Origin of the sequence: Shewanella sp. HL-SH2 (assembly GCF_051164935.1) — a bacterium.
In the GTDB taxonomy this organism is placed as follows: domain Bacteria; phylum Pseudomonadota; class Gammaproteobacteria; order Enterobacterales; family Shewanellaceae; genus Shewanella; species Shewanella glacialimarina.
Genome location: NZ_CP195035.1, coordinates 3927936 through 3946397 on the forward strand (window position 1 = coordinate 3927936; position 18462 = coordinate 3946397).

Sequence of the window (18462 nt, forward strand, 5' to 3'; positions counted from 1 at the left end):
ATTTTAGCCTATATGAACAAGCCATCAGATACTCAAAAAGCCGCTAAAGTACCCAGTAGCCGAGTTGCACGTTTTTCGGCATTTGGCGGGTTAGCCACTCGCTTAGCTGGCAACATAATTAAAGAAGGGGTAAAACAATACAGCCAGGGTCAATCACCGCAGCTGAAACAGCTGGTTATGACCCCAACGAATATTGGCCATATTGCAGACAAACTGGCGCAATTACGTGGCGCAGCGATGAAAGTCGGCCAAATGCTTTCGATGGATGCAGGCGAGCTGTTGCCACCAGAGTTAACTGAAGTACTGGCCAAGTTGCGTTCTAACGCTAACTACATGCCCCATAAACAACTTATCGGCGTATTGAAGTCTCACTGGGGAGACAATTGGTTAGATGCTTTAGGTCAATTTGAGTTACGCCCATTTGCAGCTGCATCAATCGGTCAAGTGCATCTTGCTTACTTAGCCACAGGGGAGAAGCTGGCGGTAAAAATTCAATATCCGGGTATTAAAGACAGTATTGATAGCGACATTGATAATGTCGCCTCACTATTAAAAATGTCAGGATTAGTGCCGAATAACGTCAAACTTGACGAGCTCCTTTCCCAAGCTAAACAGCAACTACACCATGAGGCTGATTATCTTCACGAAGCGGCATTACTGATTCAATATAAGCAATGGGTTAAACACCAAGCCCACTTTATTGTGCCAAAAGTTTACCCTGCACTGAGTAACAACAGTATTTTATGTATGGAGTTTGTTGAAGGCCAGTCAATCGAATCTATAGCGTCATTAGATCAACACACCCGTGATAGTGTAGCCACCAGGTTATTACAGTTGTTTCTTGATGAGTTATTTACTTTTAAGCTTGTTCAAACTGATCCTAATTTTGGTAACTTTCAGTACCAAGCAGATACAGGTTGCATAGTACTGCTTGACTTTGGTGCTACGCGAACAATATCAAACTCATTATCGCAGGGTTATAAATTACTGATGCAGGGCGCAATGACCAGTGATATGGCATTAATCACTGAGGCTGCATCACAAATCGGTTTCTTCCAAGACAATATTTCTGCTGAACAGCAAGCATTGATTGTCGATATTTTTCATCAGGCATGCGAACCCTTAAGACACAATGGCGAATATGATTTTGCCCAAAGCCGATTAGCTAAAAGAGTCACCGATGCAGCTAGATCAATGAGCACACAACAAGATGAATGGCACACGCCACCAATGGATGCTATTTTTATTCATCGTAAATTGGCAGGCATTTATTTGTTGGCGGCGAAGATTAAAGCCAAGGTTAACGTGCAGGCATTATTTTCTGTTCATCAAACTAATGATATCGAAAAATCGGTGTAACATGCCGTTATCTACTTTTTAAGAGCATGCTGTTAATGCTCAACAAACATCAAATATTATCGCGGAAAAACTATGGATAACGGCTTTAAGATCGGCTTGTTCTGTTCGTGCTTACTCAGTGTACTCGTTACCGCATCAAGCCAGGCACATTCGATTAATACAGAAACGGTTACCCAAAATAGCTCAAACAGCACCAGTGAACCTGGTGAGTTTGCAATTGCAGAAATTGCCGATGGCGTTTATCTGCATCATTCATATTTAAATGTTACTGACTTTGGTGTAGTCGAAGCCAATGGGCTTGTCGTGGTGCAAGATAAGCAAGCTTACATTATAGATACACCATGGACAGACAGCGATACGACATTGTTACTTGAATGGATAATACAGCAAGGTTTCACCCCTGTTGCCAGCATTTCGACCCATTCACATCAAGATCGCGCCGGTGGTATAGGCTATTTAAATAACCATGGCGTTCAGACTATTGTCTCTGACCGTACCCAAGATATTTTAGCTGTAACTAATAAACCTCAAGCAAGCATGGCTTTTGAAGGTAATAGTTACACTGTAAAGTCTGATCTTATTGAGGTGTATGACTTAGGTGCTGGGCATACAAAAGATAACCTTGTGGTGTGGTTGCCAAAACAGCAAATGCTATTCGGCGGTTGTTTGATAAAATCACTCGACTCAAAAACCATGGGCTATATTGGCGAAGCCGATATGCAGGTATGGCCGACAACGATTAATAAAGTAAACCAACAGTTCCCTAACATTAATCTCGTTATTCCGGGCCATGGTGCAAGTGGCGATACGACATTGCTCAGCCATACCATTGAACTAATCGAACAGTATAATCGTACACAATAACCTTACTGAATTGAGCAAAAACCCGTCTATTAATCGAACTCAATGAGTTCACACAAGGAGAGTCACCATGTTTAGTCACATCATGATCGGCGTTAATGATATTGAAAAGTCGAAAAAGTTTTACGACGCAATTTTAGCGACTTTAGGCCACGCACCAGGTGTCATAGATGATAAAGGCCGCTGCTTTTACTTCACCCCTACAGGCATTTTTGCATTAACTAAGCCGATTAACGGCGAGCCAGCTTGTCATGGTAACGGCACGACTATTGGTTTTGCCGCTAAAACCCCTGCCGCTGCTGATGCATGGGAAGCTATGGGTGTTAAAAGTGGTGGTACCGCTTGTGAAGGAGCGCCAGGTCTACGCCAAGGTCCTGGCTTTGAATTGTACCTAGCCTATTTACGCGATCCTGATGGTAATAAACTGTGTGCACTGCACAGAGTTGCTAAGAAATAATCTGCGCATGCAATCACAACTTAATGGGCGAAGTATTTATACTGCGCCCATTTTTTCATAAAATAAATTAGTAATACAACATCCTCTGAATTACGCTAAGACCTATTGAACCTTTATGCTTGAAAACACCACTTAAAGTAATAACGCTTATGGATGCATCACAATCCACTACAAGGTAAAATAGCCGCCCTTTGGTATAGTAAGAGTGTGTAATGGCTGTTAACGATCCCTGTTTTATTCTTTTCAATGGCAGTATTGCTGAACACAGCTTACCGGAGTCGTTTACTTTTCCGTTTTATTATCAACCCCACACCCTGTGCATACAAGCGGCAGAACAGTTACAACAAGACTTGTTAGACACAAACCCTTGGCGACATAACTTTGGCTTAGATCCTGAAAACGATCGTGGAATGGTCATAGGTAAAATGTTTGGGGTACTGGTTGTAAAAAATCAGCAGGACAAACTGGGATTTTTAGCAGCATTTTCAGGCAAGTTGGCAGATCAAAATATTTTGCCTCCCTTTGTACCGCCAGTGTTTGACATGTTAACTAAAGACAGCTTTTTTAGTGTCGAAAACAAACAAATCAATGATATCAATCAACTCATTATTCAGCATGAAGCAGCTCCCCAATTAACCAGGTTAGTTGACCTTTTAGCAGATCAACAGCTGCAGTCAGAAAATGAGCTCGAACAGCTACGTTCTGTCATTATTGAAAGCCGTAAGCATAGAAAAGATCAGCGTGAGCAAGCTGATTTAGCCTTAGCGCAACATAACATGACAGCTGAAGCATTCACATCATTGTCAATTGAGCTTAGTCGCCAGAGTGTGCAACAAAAATTTAAGCTTACTGAGTTAAAACAACATTGGGCAATCAAGGTTGACCATACCCAGCAACAGGTTGACACACGACAACAACAAATAAACCAATTAAAAAAACAGCGCAAACAGCTTTCTAATCAACTGCAAAAGAAGCTGTTTAATCAGTACCAATTTTTAAATGTGTTAGCAGAAAGCAAAGATTTAAACACAATATTTCACGATGCCCCGAATCATCTGTCTCCAGCTGGTGCTGGTGAATGTGCTGCACCTAAATTATTACAATATGCCTTTCAGCACCAGTTAACCCCTATCGCTATGGCTGAGTTTTGGTGGGGCTCATCACCTAAATCAGAAATAAAGCAGCATAAAAACTTCTACCCAGCCTGCCACAGTAAATGCCGTCCTATATTGGCACATATGCTTAAAGGTATGACCGTCGACCCTGATCCATTACTTGTGAATACCGCAGTCAATAAGCACATTGAAATAGTCTATCAAGATAAAGACTTAGCGATTATCAATAAACCCGCTGAGATGCTCTCTGTGGCAGGAAAAAATGTCACCGACTCAGTACAAACCAGAATGAAACAATTATTTCCCCAAGCCACTGGTCCACTTATAGTACATCGTCTTGATATGTCGACTTCAGGACTAATGGTAATAGCACTAACCAAAGACGCTAACAAAGCATTACAACAACAGTTTATTAATCGCACAGTAATCAAACGCTATATTGCATTAGTTGACGGTAAACCTAAGGGGCAAAATGGCACAATAAACTTGCCGCTTAGAGTCGATTTAAATGATCGCCCCAAGCAATTAGTTTGTTATGAACACGGTAAGCAAGCCGAAACCTATTGGGAGGTATATAAGCACAAAGGTGCCCGCACCCTTTTACACTTATATCCAAAAACAGGACGTACTCATCAACTTAGAATGCACTGCGCCCACCACCAAGGCTTAGGATTGCCCATTGTAGGAGATGACTTATATGGTGTTCAGCAAAACAGGTTGCATCTGCACGCAGCATTTATCGGCTTTAACCACCCAACCACCGATGCGTGGATCGAATTTAATACTTTTGCTGACTTTGAATGATCGACATCAAAGACCCGCTAGGTAAAAACAATTAGACTATAATATCAGCACTAAAAAAAGCTTAACACTGCTGCAGTGTTAGGTTTGCGTCAAATAGACATTACATATTTAACAAGATCGATCCTTGATAAACAGTAGTCATGTTAAAAAATATAGGTTATTGTAACAAAATATATAGGTGCTAATTATGACTTCTGCTTGTTGTTGACACTTTTAGCTCCTAAAACATGACAAACCAAGTGACGTTGCCGCAAAAACGTGACTATAGTTGTAGACTACACCCCTGATTAATTATAAAAATAACTATAAGCTCAAGCACTGTTAAGGATAAAAGTGGAACTATGAAAGAATGGTATTTCTCACATAATGGTGAAGTTAGCGGGCCTCTAGGCTTGTCGGACTCAAACAAGTTTATCGAAAAAAACCCAGACACCTACGCCTGGCATCCATCTTATGCCCAATGGATACCAGTCAGTCATGTCGATGAGTTTGATATAGTAATCACACCACCACCTCCGCCTCAAGCTATCCCAAAAAAGTTGATTGAGCGTTTTATAGCGAAAGAACAAGAGCTTAATACCGCACTAAGTCGAATTGAAACAACGATAAAGTCTCTTAGCAATTCACTCGCTGATTTTGATCGTGATACTAATAAGACGAAAACGATAACCCAGAATTTAAATCAAGAAGTTAAAACAACAATCCGAAGTGTTAATGAACAGTATGAGGCTTTACAAAGAACTCTTGCTGGCGTCGCAACTAAGTAATGATTCCAAATCATATTTGCGATAACTCCTAATCACTGTTGATAACGACTAAATAAGAATTATGATTATGAAAAAATGGTTTTTTTCACATGATGGCGACGTAACAGGGCCATTAACCGAAGTTGAGGCTATTGCGTTTTTACAAGACCAGCCTAACTGTTATGGCTGGCATCCAGCATTTTCACAATGGCTGCCGGTTAGCCATATTAGTGAATTCTCTGGTTTAGTGTCGCAGCCAGAATCGCCAGCTCAAATTCCAAAAGAGCTTATTAACGAGTTTACCTCTAAGCGACATGAGTTGACTGAAAACCTCGTTGAAATAGACGAGTCTATTAAATATTCTAAAACTTATCTATATGAGTTAGAACAAGAAATAAATATATACAAGCGTCTAACAAGTAAGTTAAGCGATGAAGTTAAGAACAATATCAGCAGCATTGAAAGTCGATATGAAGATTATCAAGCCCATTTTGAAGAACTTGTTAACGCTGTCAGTATTGCTAAATCTGAAATAGCTGAAGTCACTACAGAATTTGATAAACGTCTACAAATAAGAGAAAAAGATCAAGCTTCAGTGCCTACGCCGTCTCAAGTTATGTCAGATGCTTCTGCCACATCAATTATTGCCTCGAGCGTATCATTTGAATCAGTAGCAGCGAAATCAACATCAATCGATCCAGTTGCCACTAAATCGGCATCTATTGATCCTGTCGCTACTAAAACGTTATCACTTGACCCTATAGCAACCAAGTCTGCATCATTAGACCCTGTGGCTAGCTCAGGACTATCATTAGATCCCGTAGCAACAAAAACAGTGCCTTTAGATCCTATTATTAGTAAAACAATCACCCTAGATAACGTTGCTGAAATTAGACCCAGAACAGCATCGTTAGACCCTCAGCCTATCCGACCATCGGCCAGCATGGACAATGTTGCTGTACGCTTGAAGCCGGGGGAATCTATTGATGATATTACGCCAAAAAAGTCGCAAGAGAAAATTGATAACATTCAATTTTCTGAAGAACTAAAAAACAATATAGAACAAAAGCTTGAAAAGGTTTTTGAAGCAAGCCCTGCAATACCTGATGAAAAATCTAGTTCAAAAGCTGAGCCCTCTGCAAAATTGCAAGGCGTGACCAGTATTTTAAAATCAGTGTTCAGGGGCGATAAAAAAGTTGAACCCAAGCAAGAAGTCAAAGTGGAATCACCAGTATCTCTAGCCCACAGCAATGATGATCTAGATGATGATCATGATGACCATGATGACGATTTTCTTGATAATGAAGAACGAAATGGAACTGACGGAGAACCTACTGCAGCAGATAAAGAAAGCCGTATGCGCCGCCGTAGTAGAAGACGTCGTTAACACTAAGTACCAATACAAATGGCCAACTTAACGTAAGTTGGCCATTTTTTTAGCTGAACCCTATGTATGCTTTCAGCGACATTTTTATTAATTAATAGTCAAATCCTAACTGAGCTTTAATCCCTGCATTAAACGCATGCTTAATCGGCTGGACTTCACTCACCGTATCAGCAAGCTCGATAATCTCCCGGTGACAAGAACGCCCAGTAATAATCACATGTTGCATTGCAGGTCTGTTTCTCAAGGCTGTGAGAACTCGCTCTAACTCGATATAATGATAGCTAACCATGTAGGTTAACTCGTCCAATAATAATAAATTCACCGACTCATCTTGCAGCAGTTTCTCTGCGTATTCCCAGGCTTCTACAGCCGCTTTAGTATCTTTTTCTTTATCTTGTGTTTCCCAGGTAAAGCCGGTTCCCATAACATGAAACTCAACCCCTGCACCTTCTAACAAATTACGTTCACCACATGCCCAAGTGCCTTTAATAAACTGCACCACAGCGGCTTTGTGACCGTGGCCAACCGCGCGTGCAACAGAGCCAAAGCCAGAAGTTGATTTACCTTTACCATTACCGGTAAGCACTAATAAAATGCCCTTTTCTTGCTGTGCTGCGGCAATTTTAGCGTCTACACCTAGCTTTACTTTTTGTTGACGTGCTTTATGGCGATCCGCCTTTTGATTACCAAGCTTAGTACTTTCAAGACTTGTATTGTCAAGATTAGTACTGTCAACATCAGTACTGTCGATGTTTGCATTGTTGTCTGTTGTCTTCTCGGTCATGAGATCACTCCGGTTAATTTGTCTAAATCAAGATGTGTTTCTAATACGTCAGCAAGACGATTTAATTGCTGTTCGCGAATGTGATTAATGTCGATTGCTTCAGCTTGCGCAAGACCGGCCCATTGTAAAAGCAGCTGACAAGCTGCTGGACTATCAAATAAGCCATGAATATAAGTGCCCATAATCAAGTTATCTTGACTAACTTGACCATCAAACTGAGCCGTATCGGTGCCAATTTGAATCGGATGCGAAATATCGCTATGGGTAAAGCTCGATACACCACAATGAATTTCATAGCCTGTAAAGCTAACCTGTTGTTGCTCTAAACGTAAGTAACCACTTACTTGAGTAAGCGTTTTATGTGTGGTTAATTCAGTATGAATATCTAACAAAGCTAAACCTTTGATGCTGCCTTCAATATCTTCTACACCGTGGGGATCATCAATCATCTGGCCTAGCATTTGATAACCACCGCAAATACCAATAACTTTGCCACCGTAACGTAAATGCTTAAAAATAGCCTTATCCCAGCCTTGCTGGCGCATAAAAAGTAAGTCGGCACGGACATTCTTACTGCCAGGTAAAATAATCAAATCAGCATCAGGAAACACCTTGTGCTGATCAGCCACACTGATATAGCGAAACTCAACCTGAGGGTGCAGGCGTAATGGATCAAAGTCGGTATGATTACTGATCTGCGGAAAAACTAGCACCAATACGATTAGCTTGTTCGTGGTAAGTGAGGGGCTTAGGTTCGAAGATTCAACTAAACCGTCTTCGGCATCAAGATGTAAGTCGTGCAAATAAGGTAATACACCAAAAACAGGTTTTTTAGTATAGCTTTCTAACCAGTCAATGCCGGGTTGAAGCAAACCTATATCACCGCGAAATCGATTAATCACAAAGCCTTTTACTCTAGCTTGTTCAGATTCGCTCAACAGTGCCAATGTACCCACAAGGTGAGCAAACACACCGCCTTTATCGATATCAGCAATGATTATCACCGGGCAATCCGCGACTTCGGCAAAGCCCATATTAGCGATATCACCCTGGCGTAAATTAATTTCAGCGGGACTGCCAGCGCCTTCAATAACGACCAGTGAGTACTGTTGCTGCAAGCGCCGATAAGATTGCATCACTGCCGTTAATGCTAGGGTTTTATAACCTTGGCTTTCAGGTCCAAAAAATGCTTTAGCTTCAAGTGTGGTTAGCGCTTTACCATGAATAATGACTTGAGCACCGGTATCAGAACTAGGTTTAAGTAATACAGGGTTAAAATCAGTATGCGGCTTTAGATAACAGGCAATGGCTTGCAACGCTTGTGCTCGGCCAATTTCACCACCGTCTTCGGTTACCGCACTGTTTAACGCCATATTCTGTGGTTTAAACGGCGCGACAGCAATATGCTTACGGGCAAAAACACGGCACAAACCAGCAACTAGAGTACTTTTACCCGCATCGGATGTGGTGCCCTGCACCATCAAAGCCCCTGTTAATATATTTTTGAAGTCGCGAGTAGATGGGGTATGACTGGTCTTGAGATGAGCGCTATCTATAGCCATTAGGATTTAGGTGCTTTTAATGAAAGAGGTAATCCGGCAACGACTAAACTGACTTGATCAGCCAATAAAGCAACGGATTGGTTTAACCAGCCAGCTTGATCAACAAACTCACGGCTCAGTTCCCCCATAGGCACAATACCCGACCCCACTTCATTACTGACTAAAACAACATGTGACTGCATTTTAGCCAAAGTAGACAGTAACTGCTGCTTTTCCGTTTGCCAGCTAGATAGGATACCGTTTTGTAATTGCTCTGGTGCCAAAGATAATAGATGATTGGTTAAATATAAGGTTAAGCAGTCAACTAAAATAACCTGGTTAGCTTTATCAATTTGGTTTAAACAATCAGCCAATGCCAATGGTGTTTCAATGGTTTGCCACAACAGCTGACTGGTAATTCGATCCTGCTGATGACGCGATATTCTTGCGTTCATCTCGTCATCACCAGCTGTAGCAGTCGCAATGTAAATAACATCCATATGTTGCGGGAATGCCTTAACAATATTGGCCACATGTTGTTCTGCAAAGCCACTTTTACCGCTTCTGGCTCCACCGAGCACTAAATGGATCACTAACTTAAACCAACCGCCAAAATAACCAAGTAGCACACAATTTCGCTAACTTGTTGCGCGGCACCTAAGGTATCACCCGTGTATCCGCCTATTTGGCCTCTAAATAAACTGCCTAATAAAAAACGTACACCCCAAAGAATAATAAACAAAGCAAAAGCAGCAAAACCATTGAGCCACAACAATACAAAAATACCGCTGGCTAACAGAATGAATAAATCGTTCAGCGACTGATGCTGCGCTAAAGGTTTAGATTTGCCACTGTCATCTCGGACATATTTTTCACTAAATATTAAGCTAGCGGCAACCACTCTGCTCAATGTGTGCGCCACAATAAAACCACTAATTGCCGCCATTGGGCTATATAATGCTAGCTCCACTAATAACTGCCATTTCAATAATAACGCTAAACCAATAGCTAGCGCACCATAACTTCCCAAACGGGAATCTTTCATTATCAGTAGTTTTTCTTCAACACTCCAACCACCACCAAAACCATCAGCAGTGTCCGCTAAGCCATCTTCATGGAAGCCACCAGTGGCAATAACACCTACTACCATGGCCACTAATACCGCTATACTGGCCGGTAAAATAAGTTGAACTAGCCAAAATACCAAAGCGCTGATTAAGCCAATCACTAAGCCTACTACACCAAAAAATCGGCTAGATTTATTGAGCTTTTCAGCATCAATTACAACCCATGATGGGATAGGAAGACGAGTAAAAAAACTTAATGCCACAAAAAATAGATTTAATTGTCTTAAACCACGGTATAGATTAGCCATACTTTCCTTAAACTACATTATCAACACCAGCATCTTCGAAACTGGCCATGTCATTATAAAAATTGATTGCTGCTTGTACTATGGGTAGTGCCAACGCCGCCCCCGTTCCTTCCCCTAAACGTAATCCTAGGGACAAAATAGGCTTAGCATTTAAATGCGCTAGCATTAATTTATGCCCTTGTTCTTCTGATTGATGAGCAAACACTAAATAGTCTCGAGCCGCAGGGTGTAATCTTACAGCGACTAATGCCGCAGCGGTAGAGATAAACCCATCAATTAGCACTAATATTTTTAGCTCAGCCGCCGCCAAGATAGCCCCAGTCATTTGCACAATTTCAAATCCGCCCAAACACGCTAAAATATGCAGGGGAGAAGTTAAACTTGAACGATGTAATATTAATGCCTGACTGATAAGTGATTTTTTCAATGCATAGGTCTTGTCATCAATACCTGTACCACGCCCGACGCATTGCTCAACATCTATATCAAGTAACACCGCCATCATTGCCGCTGCGGATGAGGTATTACCTATGCCCATTTCACCAAGGGCGATGACATTACAACCGGACAATACGTGTCGTTCAACCACTTCACTAGCAGCCTCAAAACCTTGTGTGACTTGCTCAATACTCATGGCTGGTGCCAGATGAATCGCCTCGGTACCATTACCTAATCGATGTTCAGTTATCCCATCTAACCCCAAAGGAGCGAGTACACCAGCATCTATAACTTCTAGATTAAAGCCAATTTGCCGACAAAAAACGTTAACTGCGGCGCCACCATGAACAAAATTAGCCACCATTTGGCTGGTGACTTCACTTGGGGCAATAGACACGCCGTACTTAGCAATACCGTGGTCGCCTGCAAACACCAATAAACCTGGCTGATTAATATGTAATTTTGTGGCTGTAGGATCACATGAAAACTGTATTTGAGCGATTTGCTTAACTAATACTTCCAGTAAGCCTAGGGATCCCTGAGGTTTAGTTTTTTGATCAATCTTATGTTGGATCATAGCATCAAACTGATGAGTAACCGGCACAACGGTAAACATAACCACTCCTCGTCAGGGTAATCACTGACAAATCAAAAAACGTCATTAACACTCAAGCTATTATTAACTCAGCTATTAGTGCCTGTGCCGTAGAATAAATAAGAAAAATACACTGCCAATGGCTGCGGTAATAATACCTACTGGTAACTCTTGATTGCCTAAAATACAACGAGCGACAACATCAATCCAAACCATAAACAGCCCACCTACCATGGCCGTTACTACCATAGGCTGGCGTCCTGGAAATAGTAAACGCACACAATGGGGGATCATCAAACCAACAAATCCAATGCCACCACAACTTGCGACTAAAATGGCGGTGATCAACGAGCACAATAACAACATATTTAAACGCAGTTTGGCGACATTAACCCCTAGGGTATGCGCGGTTTCATCACCGGCTTGCAGCGCAACAATTTGACGTTTAAATACTAAAATAATGACTAAACTGCTGGCCACAATAACACTGGGTAATACCACGCCAGCCCAATTAGCTTTAGCAAAGCTGCCTAATGTCCAAAACAGCACTGAGGCAGTGGCTTGCGGGCTTGAAAAATACAGCACTAGACTCGTTAAGGAACCAAATAAAAATGATGTAGCCACACCAGATAACAACATCCGCTCAATTTGGCTACTGCGTCCTAAACCAGACAAACTCAACACCAGCAGTACTGACAAACTTGCGCCCGCAAATGCGCCTATAGGCAGGAGTAAATTTTGCCAACTCCACCAAGCGAGTTGCCCAGAAGAAAGCGCTAATAAATCAGCCTGCGCAAATAAGCCGCTTGATAGCAGGCTAAAGACCACCACAGCGCCAAATGATGCACCAGAACTAATGCCAAACAAATACGGGTCGGCTAATGGATTGCGGGTAACTGTTTGCAATACGCTGCCCGCTAAGGCCAAGCCAGCTCCAGCAACAAAAGCCAGCATAATACGCGGAAAACGCAGTTCAAATACAATCCGTTCAGTAATGCTTGCGGGATGAAAGACCAAGTCATCTTGCCAAGGCAGTCGTTGAATTATCGCCGATAACACATCGGTAAAGTTGATACTGGCGGCACCAAAGCTGGCCGCAGCAATCGGGCTCATTGCTGCCAATATAGCCAATATAAGCAGAAAAAATTGGTAGCGACGGTGCTCTTTAACTGGGCTCATGATTGAACCTCGCACTCACTTGAGGTTAATCCATTATCAGCAAGCACTTTCACCTGTTTCTTGGGCACATAACCATAAAAATAATTGATCAGTGGTTTAGTATGTTGCGGATGTTTTTTGACTTCACAGCACACTTCAAATACGTCGCCAATTTGCGCTTCTGTTAGTACCTCAGTTGGACAGCCCTGCGCTACCAGCAGGCCCTTATTGAGTAATAAAAGGTGGTCACACATTGCACTTGCTAGATTTAAATCATGAATAGACGCAATGACCGTAATACCTAAACTTTTCACTAATTCTAAAATTTGAATTTGATAACGAATATCTAAATGATTAGTTGGCTCATCTAAAATAAGTAATTGCGGGCGCTGCACTATCGCTCGAGCAATCAAAGCTCGTTGTTTTTCACCACCCGATAATTGGCCATATTGCAAAAATGCTTTATCAGTTAAGCCTACTTTGTTGATGGCATCATTAATAAGCTGATTATCTTCAGCCGTATAACCATCAAACATACCTTTATGCGGTGTTAACCCCATTGCAATTAACTGACTGGTGTTCATGTCAAAAAATTGCGGAGTATCTTGTTGGACTACGGCAACTTGAGTGGCAAAAGCTTTTCCATGAAATTGACTAATATCTTGACCAAATAAGGATATTGTTCCGCGACTAGGGGTAATGTAGCGATATAAACAGCGCAGTAAACTCGACTTACCCGCACCATTGGGGCCAATAATTCCAAGCATTTTATTGGCTGTAAGGCTAAAACTAATATCAGCTAAAATTTGAGTATCATCATGTCGCCAACTCAGCTGATTAACCACTAAAGCAGGTATCGATGCTGATGAATTAGCGGCCATTAGCGCTTCAACACTTTGGGAATTCACAAATCACGCCCTCGACAATGGCTTGATTTACGATTAAGTAAGCCAAGCATAAACAAGCCGAAGTTAACTAGATGGCTAATAGGGGAAGCACGAACAAGATCAAACATACACGCTCCGCTGAGTATCCCGCTCAGGCGTAAAAATGAATAGTGACAAGCTGGTATCTGACTTTTGCTGGCCACAGACATATAATATGCAGGACAAACAATCACAGTTGCGGGGACAGTTCGGGCTTACCCGATTCCCAATACTCAACACTATATATAACACGGCTCTATTTTGGTGGTTAATGATGGCCAGTTCAATCTAAAACTGATCTTTTCAAAACATAAGCTGCCTTGTGTGGCCATTTGTAAGTCATCTGCATCAATAAATACATCAACTGTCATCAACGCGGCATAGGGTAATTGTAATTGCGTAAACACGCCAGCCTGCCCTTCAGCACCTAACAGTTGTGCCATAATGCAACGCATTACCCCGCCATGGGTCACAACAAGTGCTTGATTGGGTAATTCACTTATCAGAGTTTCATTGGTCAATTTTGCAGAGGCAAAAGACTCATCCTGAACATCACCGTCAATCGAATTCAGCATCTGACTAATAATTTTCACTAATACCTGCTTCACTCGGGCACTAAAATCAACTAAGTGCTCACCTCCTGGTGGCGTGTTCTCATGCAGCCAAGGGTTTGCCCAGTATGCATCTAATTGCGCTTGGTGTAGCTTATATAATGCCTGCCAGGTTTGACCATCCCATTGGCCAAAATCAATTTCTTGTAAACTGTCTAATAGTGTTATGGGCAACTGGTGTTGTTTTGCGATAAGGTCACTAAACACAGCGCAACGCCTCAACGGGGATGAATACACAATAGCAGGGCATAGCGCTAAGCTATTAAAAGCTTGTTGCATTTGTATTTGACCTTGTTCAGACAAGGCTACATCTGTTTTACCGCGCAAGATCTCACCGCCAAGGCAGTGACCATGGCGCAGGAATACCAATTGAAGATGTTTCATGGTTTTCTGCCTTGCCCTGAAGATAACAACTCGCGTATTATGGACGTCTATACGTATAAATGTCCAAACAAAATTCTGTTTGTTGAGAGCCAGCTATTCATTATTTACCCATTAACTCTCAATAAAATAGCTAGTTAGATAAATATGTCACGATTAAGTTAACGTGCCACTGCATTAAAAAGGTAATCAGTTATGACCAAGTCAACTTCCTACACTCAAGTGCTTGAACAACTGACAAACACGCTAAAAGAGCGAATTGTCATTCTCGATGGTGCTATGGGTACCATGATCCAAGACTACAAGTTGGAAGAAGAAGATTACCGTGGTGACAGATTTAAAGACTGGCATTGCGACGTCAAAGGCAACAATGACATGTTGGTCCTTAGCCAACGTCAAATCATTAAAGATATTCATACTAAGTATCTGCTAGCCGGTGCTGACATTATTGAAACCAACACCTTTAACGCTACCACCATTGCTATGGCTGACTACGATATGCAGTCGCTATCGGCTGAAATTAATTTAGAAGGTGCCCGGGTTGCCCGCGAAGCAGCCGATGAAGTGGCCGCGCAAACGGGTTATGCCCGCTATGTAGCGGGTGTGCTTGGTCCAACCAATCGCACCTGCTCAATCAGCCCAGATGTAAACGACCCTAGCTTTCGTAACGTTAGCTTTGATGAGTTAGTTGATGCTTATGTTGAGTCAACCACAGCCTTAATTGAAGGCGGCGCCGACATCATTATGGTTGAAACCATCTTTGATACCTTAAACGCCAAAGCCGCCTTATTTGCCATTGAGAAAGTATTTGATCAACTTGGCGATCGCTTACCAGTAATGATTTCAGGCACAATTACCGATGCATCTGGTCGCACATTGACCGGCCAAACCACTGAAGGTTTTTACAATTCACTGCGTCATATCAAGCCGTTATCTATCGGTCTTAACTGTGCATTAGGCCCAAAAGAACTGCGCCCTTATGTAGAAGAGTTATCCCGTATTGCTGAATGTTTTGTGTCTGCTCACCCAAACGCAGGTTTACCAAACGAGTTTGGCGGTTACGATGAAACTCCAGAGGAAATGGCCGAAATCATTAGTGATTGGGCCCGTGAAGGCATGCTGAATATTGTAGGTGGATGTTGTGGCAGCACACCCGCTCATATCAATACCATACGAGAATCAGTGATCAATCATGAGCCGCGCCAGATACCTGATATTCCGGTGGCTTGTCGCCTATCAGGATTAGAGCCATTAACCATTGATGGTAACTCACTCTTTGTTAACGTCGGCGAACGTGCCAACGTCACCGGCTCAGCTAAATTCTTACGCTTAATTAAAGAAGAAAAATTTGAAGAAGCGTTAGATGTGGTGCGCGAACAAGTTGAAAATGGCGCACAAATCATCGACGTCAACATGGATGAAGGCATGCTAGACGGTGCCGAGTCGATGAAAAAGTTCTTAAACTTAATCGCTTCAGAGCCCGATATTTCCCGCGTACCGATTATGATCGACTCATCAAAATGGGAAGTGATTGAAGCCGGCCTTAAGTGTGTTCAAGGCAAATCTATCGTTAACTCTATTTCGATGAAAGAAGGCGAAGAAGCCTTTATCAAACAGGCTACGTTAGTCAAACGCTACGGCGCGGCAGCCATAGTGATGGCCTTTGATGAAGACGGCCAAGCCGATACCCGTGAGCGTAAAACCCAAATTTGTACCCGTGCCTATCGTTTGTTAGTTGATGTGGTCGGCTTTCCCCCTGAAGACATTATTTTTGACCCGAACATTTTTGCTATTGCTACCGGTATAGATGAGCACGACAATTATGCGGTCGATTTTATCGAATCAATTAAAGACATTAAAGCCACCTTACCCTATGCGATGATTTCTGGCGGTGTGTCAAACGTGTCATTTTCATTCCGTGGCAACAACCCTGTACGTGAAGCGATTCATGCGGTGTTCTTATACCATGCGATTCAAGCGGGTATGGACATGGGCATTGTTAACGCTGGGCAACTAGCCATTTATGATGACATTGATGCCGATTTAAAAGAAAAGGTCGAAAACGTTGTTCAGAACCGGCCCTGCCCGGTTGCTGATTCAACCAACACTGAACAATTATTAGATGTGGCTGAAAAGTACCGTGGCGACGGCACTCAAGTGGCTAAAAAAGAAGATTTAGCATGGCGCAGTTGGCCAGTAGAGAAACGTTTATCGCATGCCTTAGTCAAAGGTATCACCGAATTTATTGATGAAGACACCGAAGCAGCAAGGCTTCAAGCAGCACGTCCACTTGATGTTATTGAAGGGCCGCTGATGGACGGCATGAATGTGGTCGGCGACTTATTTGGTGCTGGTAAAATGTTCTTGCCACAAGTGGTTAAATCCGCTCGAGTGATGAAAAAAGCAGTTGCTTTTTTAAACCCGTATATTGAACTAGAAAAAGTTGAAGGCCAATCAAACGGCCGTATCTTAATGGTGACGGTTAAAGGTGATGTACATGATATTGGTAAAAATATTGTTGGCGTTGTCTTGGCATGTAACGGTTATGAAGTGGTCGACTTAGGCGTGATGGTGTCGGTCGATAAAATTATGGCCGCGGTCAAAGAGCATAATATTGATATCATCGGCATGTCAGGCTTAATTACCCCAAGCCTTGATGAAATGGTACATAACGTCAAAACCTTCCACCGTGAAGGCCTGACCATTCCAGCCATTATTGGCGGGGCAACCTGTTCTAAAATTCATACTGCGGTAAAGATTGCACCGCATTATCCACACGGTGCAATCTACATTGCCGATGCGTCACGCGCCGTACCTATGGTGTCTAAGCTGATTAACAATGAAACACGCCAGGCGACTATTGATGCAGAATATGCCGAATATGATGTCATGCGTGAAAAACGTTTATCGCAAACTAAACGTAAAACCATTGTGCCAATTGAGGTTGCCCGCGAAAATCGTTGCAAACATGATTGGCAAAACTACACGCCATTCACGCCCAATGTTTTAGGCCGTCAAGTGTTTGATGATTATCCATTAGAAGATTTAGTTGAACGTATCGACTGGACACCATTCTTTAGAAGCTGGGAACTTCATGGACGCTATCCAGATATTTTAGAGGATAAAGTCGTCGGTGAAGAAGCGCGTAAATTATTTGCTGATGGTAAAGCCATGCTTGAAACCATCATTAGTGAAAAGTGGCTAACAGCTAAAGCGGTAATAGGCTTATTCCCTGCTAATACAATCAACCATGACGATATTGAGCTTTACACTGACGAAAGTCGAACGACAGTAGAAATGACTACCCATCATTTGCGTATGCAGTTAGAGCGAGTTGGCAACGACAACTTCTGTTTATCTGACTTTGTTGCGCCAAAAGATTCTGGTGTCGCAGATTATATGGGTGGCTTTGCCGTCACTGCGGGCCATGGCATTGATGAGCATGTGGCACGCTTTGAAGCCAATCACGATGACTACAATGCCATTATGCTTAAATGCCTTGCAGATCGCTTAGCTGAAGCGTTTGCTGAACGCATGCATGAGCGGGTACGCAAAGAGTTTTGGGGATATGCGGCTGATGAAGTACTTGATAACGAATCCATCATTCGTGAGAAATACAAAGGTATACGTCCAGCACCAGGTTATCCGGCATGTCCTGATCATACTGAAAAAGGCCTATTGTGGGATTTACTTAAACCTGACCAAACCATTGGTTTAAATATTACCGAAAGTTATGCGATGTTCCCCACAGCTGCAGTATCCGGTTGGTACTTTGCCCATCCGAAATCCCGCTATTTTGGGGTCACTAACATTGGTAAAGACCAAGTAGAAGATTATGCCAAACGTAAAGGCATGAGCTTAGCCGAAGCCGAGCGTTGGTTATCACCTGTACTTGACTACGATACAGAGTAATCATTACTTTAT

At 42.4% G+C, this 18462-nt stretch carries 15 protein-coding genes and 1 riboswitch; of the genes, 7 read left to right on the forward strand and 8 right to left on the reverse strand.

Annotated elements, in window-relative coordinates; genetic code table 11:
* Positions 1 to 12: 12 nt before the first annotated feature.
* The 6 genes from ACRWP9_RS17185 (at position 13) to ACRWP9_RS17210 (ending at position 6729) form a co-directional block, all read left to right on the forward strand.
* Positions 13 to 1359 (forward strand): ABC1 kinase family protein, encoded by a 1347-nt coding sequence (locus ACRWP9_RS17185; RefSeq protein ID WP_434926998.1) that lies wholly within the window; start codon positions 13 to 15, stop codon positions 1357 to 1359.
* 72 nt (positions 1360 to 1431) lie between these two features.
* Positions 1432 to 2223 carry a subclass B1 metallo-beta-lactamase gene (gene bla, locus ACRWP9_RS17190; protein WP_434926999.1) on the forward strand — a complete coding sequence of 264 codons (792 nt, stop codon included), beginning with the start codon at positions 1432 to 1434 and terminating at the stop codon, positions 2221 to 2223.
* Positions 2224 to 2290: 67 nt separating this feature from the next.
* Positions 2291 to 2677 carry a VOC family protein gene (locus ACRWP9_RS17195; RefSeq protein ID WP_434927000.1) on the forward strand — a complete coding sequence of 129 codons (387 nt, stop codon included), beginning with the start codon at positions 2291 to 2293 and terminating at the stop codon, positions 2675 to 2677.
* A 212-nt stretch (positions 2678 to 2889) separates the two neighbouring features.
* Positions 2890 to 4596 (forward strand): pseudouridine synthase, encoded by a 1707-nt coding sequence (locus tag ACRWP9_RS17200; RefSeq protein WP_434927001.1) that lies wholly within the window; start codon positions 2890 to 2892, stop codon positions 4594 to 4596.
* 341 nt (positions 4597 to 4937) lie between these two features.
* Positions 4938 to 5363, forward strand: coding sequence for a GYF domain-containing protein (locus ACRWP9_RS17205; RefSeq protein ID WP_434927002.1), 426 nt, complete (start codon positions 4938 to 4940; stop codon positions 5361 to 5363).
* Between the two features lie 67 nt (positions 5364 to 5430).
* Positions 5431 to 6729 carry a GYF domain-containing protein gene (locus ACRWP9_RS17210; protein ID WP_434927003.1) on the forward strand — a complete coding sequence of 433 codons (1299 nt, stop codon included), beginning with the start codon at positions 5431 to 5433 and terminating at the stop codon, positions 6727 to 6729.
* Positions 6730 to 6820: 91 nt separating this feature from the next.
* Here ACRWP9_RS17210 and cobO read toward each other — a convergent pair whose 3' ends face one another.
* The 8 genes from cobO to ACRWP9_RS17250 form a co-directional block, all read right to left on the reverse strand.
* The gene (gene cobO, locus ACRWP9_RS17215) at positions 6821 to 7513 is read right to left on the reverse strand and encodes a cob(I)yrinic acid a,c-diamide adenosyltransferase (RefSeq protein ID WP_434927004.1); all 693 of its coding nucleotides are present in this window, start codon (positions 7511 to 7513) and stop codon (positions 6821 to 6823) included.
* Positions 7510 to 8994 carry a cobyric acid synthase gene (locus tag ACRWP9_RS17220; protein ID WP_434929119.1) on the reverse strand — a complete coding sequence of 495 codons (1485 nt, stop codon included), beginning with the start codon at positions 8992 to 8994 and terminating at the stop codon, positions 7510 to 7512. The genes cobO and ACRWP9_RS17220 overlap by 4 nt, the downstream gene beginning before the upstream one ends.
* An 80-nt stretch (positions 8995 to 9074) precedes the next feature.
* Positions 9075 to 9647, reverse strand: coding sequence for a bifunctional adenosylcobinamide kinase/adenosylcobinamide-phosphate guanylyltransferase (gene cobU / locus ACRWP9_RS17225; protein WP_434927005.1), 573 nt, complete (start codon positions 9645 to 9647; stop codon positions 9075 to 9077).
* Positions 9647 to 10429 (reverse strand): adenosylcobinamide-GDP ribazoletransferase, encoded by a 783-nt coding sequence (locus tag ACRWP9_RS17230; protein ID WP_434927006.1) that lies wholly within the window; start codon positions 10427 to 10429, stop codon positions 9647 to 9649. Before ACRWP9_RS17230 ends, cobU begins: the two co-directional genes overlap by 1 nt.
* Positions 10430 to 10436: 7 nt before the next feature.
* Positions 10437 to 11483, reverse strand: a complete 1047-nt coding sequence (gene cobT / locus ACRWP9_RS17235; protein ID WP_434927007.1) for a nicotinate-nucleotide--dimethylbenzimidazole phosphoribosyltransferase — start codon at positions 11481 to 11483, stop codon at positions 10437 to 10439.
* A 75-nt stretch (positions 11484 to 11558) separates the two neighbouring features.
* A complete protein-coding gene (locus ACRWP9_RS17240) occupies positions 11559 to 12641 on the reverse strand; it encodes a FecCD family ABC transporter permease (RefSeq protein ID WP_434927008.1) in 1083 nt (360 codons plus the stop codon).
* Positions 12638 to 13501: an ABC transporter ATP-binding protein gene (locus ACRWP9_RS17245; protein WP_434929120.1), complete on the reverse strand. Its 864-nt coding sequence runs from the start codon at positions 13499 to 13501 to the stop codon at positions 12638 to 12640. Before ACRWP9_RS17245 ends, ACRWP9_RS17240 begins: the two co-directional genes overlap by 4 nt.
* Before the next feature lie 165 nt (positions 13502 to 13666).
* Positions 13667 to 13815, reverse strand: a riboswitch (cobalamin riboswitch).
* Positions 13786 to 14541, reverse strand: coding sequence for a histidine phosphatase family protein (locus tag ACRWP9_RS17250; protein ID WP_434927009.1), 756 nt, complete (start codon positions 14539 to 14541; stop codon positions 13786 to 13788). (Overlaps the previous riboswitch by 30 nt.)
* 192 nt (positions 14542 to 14733) lie before the next feature.
* On the opposite strand from ACRWP9_RS17250, the gene metH reads away from it, so the two are divergent.
* Complete coding sequence (gene metH / locus ACRWP9_RS17255) at positions 14734 to 18450, forward strand: methionine synthase (RefSeq protein ID WP_434927010.1); 3717 nt, start codon at positions 14734 to 14736, stop codon at positions 18448 to 18450.
* The last annotated feature ends 12 nt before the right edge of the window (positions 18451 to 18462 follow it).

Excerpts from the sequence above, each read along its gene's own strand:
- ACRWP9_RS17185 (WP_434926998.1), top strand. The coding sequence starts at position 13 with ATGAACAAGCCATCAGATACTCAAAAAGCCGCTAAAGTACCCAGTAGC.
- bla (WP_434926999.1), top strand. The coding sequence starts at position 1,432 with ATGGATAACGGCTTTAAGATCGGCTTGTTCTGTTCGTGCTTACTCAGT.
- ACRWP9_RS17195 (WP_434927000.1), top strand. The coding sequence starts at position 2,291 with ATGTTTAGTCACATCATGATCGGCGTTAATGATATTGAAAAGTCGAAA.
- ACRWP9_RS17200 (WP_434927001.1), top strand. The coding sequence starts at position 2,890 with ATGGCTGTTAACGATCCCTGTTTTATTCTTTTCAATGGCAGTATTGCT.
- ACRWP9_RS17205 (WP_434927002.1), top strand. The coding sequence starts at position 4,938 with ATGAAAGAATGGTATTTCTCACATAATGGTGAAGTTAGCGGGCCTCTA.
- ACRWP9_RS17210 (WP_434927003.1), top strand. The coding sequence starts at position 5,431 with ATGAAAAAATGGTTTTTTTCACATGATGGCGACGTAACAGGGCCATTA.
- cobO (WP_434927004.1), bottom strand. The coding sequence starts at position 7,513 with ATGACCGAGAAGACAACAGACAACAATGCAAACATCGACAGTACTGAT.
- ACRWP9_RS17220 (WP_434929119.1), bottom strand. The coding sequence starts at position 8,994 with ATGGTGCAGGGCACCACATCCGATGCGGGTAAAAGTACTCTAGTTGCT.
- ACRWP9_RS17230 (WP_434927006.1), bottom strand. The coding sequence starts at position 10,429 with ATGGCTAATCTATACCGTGGTTTAAGACAATTAAATCTATTTTTTGTG.
- cobT (WP_434927007.1), bottom strand. The coding sequence starts at position 11,483 with ATGTTTACCGTTGTGCCGGTTACTCATCAGTTTGATGCTATGATCCAA.
- ACRWP9_RS17240 (WP_434927008.1), bottom strand. The coding sequence starts at position 12,641 with ATGAGCCCAGTTAAAGAGCACCGTCGCTACCAATTTTTTCTGCTTATA.
- ACRWP9_RS17245 (WP_434929120.1), bottom strand. The coding sequence starts at position 13,501 with ATGGCCGCTAATTCATCAGCATCGATACCTGCTTTAGTGGTTAATCAG.
- ACRWP9_RS17250 (WP_434927009.1), bottom strand. The coding sequence starts at position 14,541 with ATGAAACATCTTCAATTGGTATTCCTGCGCCATGGTCACTGCCTTGGC.
- metH (WP_434927010.1), top strand. The coding sequence starts at position 14,734 with ATGACCAAGTCAACTTCCTACACTCAAGTGCTTGAACAACTGACAAAC.